Here is a 4355-nt window from a genome sequence, read left to right as displayed (position 1 = left end):
GTGTGGAGCAAACGCAGCATCACGGCCCATCTTGTGCACTATCGACACATGAGAGCGTCCCGGTCCGCGCGGAGGCGTGCAGCTGCGGGTGCGGGTTCCCCACCGGAGGTCCGTGCGAAGGCCTCCGGGCGGGCGACGACGCTGCGGCACCCGGGCGGGCGGCGTCGTCGTCCGTCATGCGGCCGCGCGTGCACCGAAGCAGCGGGCGCGCGGCGGTGCGGGCGCCTAAACTGGGGCCATGGCTGAAAACACCGAGTACCGCATCGAACACGACACCATGGGCGAGGTGCGCGTTCCCAAGAACGCGCTCTACCGTGCGCAGACGCAGCGCGCCGTGGAGAACTTCCCCATCTCCGGCACCACCCTGGAGCGCGAGCACATCAGGGCCCTCGCCCAGGTGAAGAAGGCCGCCGCCACCGCCAACGAGGAGCTGGGTGTGCTGGACGCGCAGCGCGCGCAGGCCATCCGCGACGCAGCAGACGCCGTGGCCTCCGGCGAGTACGACGCCGACTTCCCGATCGACGTGTTCCAGACCGGCTCCGGCACCTCCTCGAACATGAACACCAACGAGGTGCTTGCCACGCTGGCGTCCCGGGCGCTGGAGTCCGCCGGTGTGGAGGTCCACCCGAACGACCACGTCAACGCCTCGCAGTCCTCCAACGACGTGTTCCCCACCTCGGTGCACGTGGCCGTGACCAACGCCCTGATCAACGACCTCAAGCCGGCCATGGACGTGCTCGCCACCTCCCTGGAGAAGAAGGCAGCGGAGTTCAAGGACGTCGTGAAGTCCGGGCGCACCCACCTCATGGACGCCACCCCCGTGACCCTGGGCCAGGAGTTCGGCGGCTGGGCCGCGCAGGTGCGCTACGGCATCGAGCGCATCGACGCCTCCCTGCCGCGCGTGGCCGAGGTCCCCCTGGGCGGCACCGCCGTGGGCACCGGCATCAACACCCCGGACGGTTTCTCCGCGCGTGTGATCGAGCTGCTCTCCGAGGAGACCGGGCTGCCCCTCACGGAGGCCCGCAACCACTTCGAGGCGCAGGCCAACCGCGACGGCCTGGTGGAAGCCTCCGGGCAGCTGCGCAACATCGCGTACTCCTACATGAAGATCATGAACGACATCCGCTGGATGGGCTCCGGGCCCAACACCGGTCTGGGCGAGCTGCACATCCCGGACCTGCAGCCGGGCTCCTCGATCATGCCGGGCAAGGTCAACCCCGTGATCTGCGAGGCGACCATCCAGGTGGCGGCCCAGGTGATCGGCAACGACACCACCGTGGCGCTGTCCTCCACCAACGGCGCGTTCGAGCTGAACGTGGGCATCCCCGTGATGGCCGCGAACCTGCTCGAGTCCATCCGCCTGCTCGCCAACTCTTCCCGCGTGGCGGCGGAAAAGATGGTGGACGGGCTGCAGGCCAACGAGGAGCGCTGCCGCTTCCTGGCCGAGGCCTCCCCCTCGATCGTGACCCCGCTGAACAAGGCCATCGGCTACGAGGCCGCCGCGAAGATCGCCAAGCACGCCGTGGCCAACAAGGTCACCGTGCGCGAGGCGACCATCGAGCTCGGCTACATGGACGGCGAGAAGCTCACCGAGGAGCAGCTCGACAAGGCGCTGGACGTCACCACCATGACGGGCAACCACTGAGCCACCGGTTGACCGCCGCGCCCGCCTGCGCGGCGGGCGCGTGACAGGACCCGGCCTCCCCGTGAGGGGTGGCCGGGTCCTTCCGGTTCCGGGCCGGGGACCTCGCGCCGGCCCCGCAGTGCGCCGCGCGGACGACGCCGCAGGGTCGGGTCCGCGCGCCCGGTCCCCGTCCGTCCGGCGCGGGACCGAGCGGCTGCGGGGCCCTCGTGGGACACCGCACGCGCCGGTGTTCCGTTGCCCACAGATCTTTTCGGCTGCAAGGATCCGGGTCTACCCTGGAGGGCAGAGACATTCGTGATGCCCGCCCGGGTGCTCCCGCGGCGGGCCGTTCCTTCGAGGAGACAGTGTGAAGCTCGCAGAACAGATCGTCCAGCAGCTCGTGGAAGCCGGCGTGGAGCGCATCTACGGCGTGGTCGGCGACAGCCTCAACCCCATCGTGGACGCCGTGCGCCGCACCGGCGGCTCCGCCAAGGGCGGGATCGACTGGGTGCACGTGCGCCACGAGGAGGCCGGTGCGTTCGCCGCGAGCGCCGAGGCCCAGCTGACCGGCAAGCTCGCCGTGTGCGCGGGCTCGTGCGGACCGGGCAACCTGCACCTGATCAACGGGCTGTACGACGCCAACCGCTCCGGTGCGCCCGTGCTGGCCATCGCCTCCCACATCCCCTCGCAGTACATCGGCTCCGAGTACTTCCAGGAGACCCACCCGGACAGGATCTTCACCGAGTGCTCTGTGTACTCGGAGCTGGTGAGCACCCCGCAGCAGTGCCCCGCCGTGGTGAGCTCCGCGATCCAGTTCGCCGTGACCAGCCCCGGCGTCTCCGTGGTCACGCTGCCGGGTGACCTCGCGGACTCGGACGTCGCGGTGGAGGCCCGGCCGTTCGCCGTGCCGGCACCGAGCGCCGTCGTTCCCTCGGACGAGACGGTCGAGCGCATGGCGCAGGCCCTGAACTCGGCCAAGAAGGTCGCGATCTTCGCGGGCATCGGCGTGGCCGGCGCCCACGACGAGGTGATTGCCCTCGCGGACACCCTGAAGGCCCCCGTGGGCCACTCGTTGCGGGGCAAGGACCAGATCCAGTACGACAACCCGTTCGACGTGGGCATGACCGGGCTGCTGGGCTACGGTGCCGCGGCGGAGGGGCTGCACGACGCCGACGTGATGCTCATGCTCGGCACGGACTTCCCGTACGACCAGTTCCTCCCGGACGTCACCACCATCCAGGTGGACACCGATCCCACCGTGATCGGGCGCCGCACCGGCGTGGACATCCCCGTGCACGGTGACGTGAAGTCCACGATCCTCAAGCTGCTGCCCGAGCTCACGGTCAAGTCCGACCGCTCGTTCCTGGACAAGACCCTGGCCAAGCACGACAAGCTCATGAACAAGGCCGTGGGGGCGTACACCCGCAAGGTCGAGAAGATGACACCCATCCACCCGGAGTACGCGGCGTCCATCCTGGACCAGGTGGCGGCCCGCGACGCCGTGTTCACCGCGGACACCGGCATGTGCAACGTGTGGAGCGCCCGCTACATCAATCCGCTGGGCACCCGCCGCATCCTGGGCTCCTACCTGCACGGGTCCATGGCCAACGCCCTGCCGCAGGCGATCGGCGCGCAGCTGGCCGAGCCGGGACGCCAGGTCATCTCCATGTCGGGTGACGGCGGGCTCTCCATGCTCATGGGCGAGCTGCTGACGCTCGCGGCCTACAACCTGCCCGTGACCGTGGTGGTGTTCAACAACTCCACGCTGGGCATGGTCAAGCTGGAGATGCTCGTGGACGGGCTGCCGGACTTCGGCGTGGACGTGCCCCAGGCGAACTACGCGCAGATCGCCACCGCCATGGGCATGCAGGGCATCCGGGTGGAGAAGCCCAAGGACCTCGAGTCCGCGTTCACCACCGCGCTCGCCCACCAGGGCCCGTCCGTGGTGGAGGTCATCACCGACCCCAACGCCCTGTCCATCCCCCCGGAGATCAAGAAGGACCAGGTCTTCGGCTTCGCCACTGCGATGTCCCGCATCGTGCTCAACCGCGGCGCCGGCGAGGCCGTCTCCATGGCCCGCTCCAACCTGCGCAACATCCCGCGCGGCTGATCCGCCGGCCGGGTCCGTCCCGGCTGGCTCCTTCCCGGCGGGGCCCGTTACCGCCCGGGGACGCACGGACGACGACGCCGCGGGGCCGCCCCCGCGGCGTCGTCGCGTGTCCGGGCGCGGGCTCAGCTCTCGAAGCCGGTGCGCCCCGTGAACTCCAGCGCCGCGTGCAGCCGCTCGGCCTGGTGCTCAGGCATCTCCGGGAGGGCGTCCACGGGGTACCAGCCGACCTCGAGGGACTCGTCGTCCGCGACCCGCGCGTCCCCGCCCACGTAGCTGCACAGGAACGTGTGGTCCAGGAACTGGCAACGGTCCCCGTTGGGGAACTCCACTTCCCCTCCGGCCTTGACCCGCACCAGGGCATCCACGGTGATCTCCACCCCCGTCTCCTCCAGGCACTCCCGACGGGCGGCCACACCGGGGTCCTCCCCCGGCTCCACGATGCCGGTGATGAGCCCCCAGTTCCCGTTGTCCGCGCGCCGTCCGAGCAGCACCTTGCCCTCGTGCAGCACCACGGCGGTGCAGCCGGGCAGCCACAGCAGGTCGTGGCCGATGCTGCGCCGCAGCTGCTGGATGAAGTCCGGGACGGCCATGGGGTGATCTCCTCGGGGTGCAGGGGTGCAG

3 protein-coding genes are annotated in these 4355 nt (G+C 70.2%); 2 read left to right on the top strand and 1 reads right to left on the bottom strand.

The features are described 5' to 3' along the window. Positions 1 to 238: 238 nt before the first annotated feature. Positions 239 to 1645: a class II fumarate hydratase gene (locus tag D9R02_RS11260; RefSeq protein WP_070636204.1), complete on the top strand. Its 1407-nt coding sequence runs from the start codon at positions 239 to 241 to the stop codon at positions 1643 to 1645. Between the two features lie 346 nt (positions 1646 to 1991). Continuing rightward, on the top strand, positions 1992 to 3734 hold the full coding sequence (locus D9R02_RS11255; protein ID WP_019310171.1) for a pyruvate dehydrogenase: 1743 nt from the start codon (positions 1992 to 1994) through the stop codon (positions 3732 to 3734). Positions 3735 to 3856: 122 nt separating this feature from the next. Here the strand turns inward: D9R02_RS11255 and D9R02_RS11250 are convergent, their stop codons facing one another. Next, positions 3857 to 4324 (bottom strand): NUDIX hydrolase, encoded by a 468-nt coding sequence (locus D9R02_RS11250; protein ID WP_059280846.1) that lies wholly within the window; start codon positions 4322 to 4324, stop codon positions 3857 to 3859. Positions 4325 to 4355: the final 31 nt, after the last annotated feature.

The organism is Kocuria rhizophila, assembly GCF_003667225.1.
GTDB classification, from domain to species: domain Bacteria; phylum Actinomycetota; class Actinomycetes; order Actinomycetales; family Micrococcaceae; genus Kocuria; species Kocuria rhizophila.
Note: the sequence above shows the minus strand (reverse complement) of the source record. Positions and strands in the feature narration are given on the sequence as shown.